Annotated in this window: 1 protein-coding gene; it reads left to right on the top strand. The window is 65.7% G+C overall.

Annotation, left to right across the window (positions count from 1 at the left end):
- Positions 1-306: transposase (locus V5O46_RS31720; RefSeq protein ID WP_332888190.1), on the top strand; the 306-nt coding region annotated here is incomplete at both ends.

Below are 306 nucleotides of genomic sequence, written 5' to 3'. Positions count from 1 at the left end.
GTTCGCGGAGTTCGTCGATGCCTGGGGCGGGAAGTATCCGGCGATCGTCCGGCTCTGGGAGAACGCGTGGGAGGAGTTCACTCCGTTCCTCCGCTTCGACACCGAGATCCGCCGCATCGTCTGCACCACGAACGCCATCGAATCGGTGAACGCCAGGATCCGGCGTGCGGTCAAGGCGCGCGGGCACTTCCCGAACGAGACCGCCGCCTTGAAGTGCGTCTACATGGCCATCATGAGCCTGGACCCAACCGGCAAGGGCCAGGCCCGCTGGACCATGCGCTGGAAGACCGCCCTGAACGCCTTCGA

It is taken from the genome of Streptomyces poriticola, from assembly GCF_036689765.1.
Taxonomy (GTDB): Bacteria; Actinomycetota; Actinomycetes; order Streptomycetales; family Streptomycetaceae; genus Streptomyces; species Streptomyces poriticola.
This window is presented reverse-complemented; position numbering and strand designations above follow the sequence as displayed.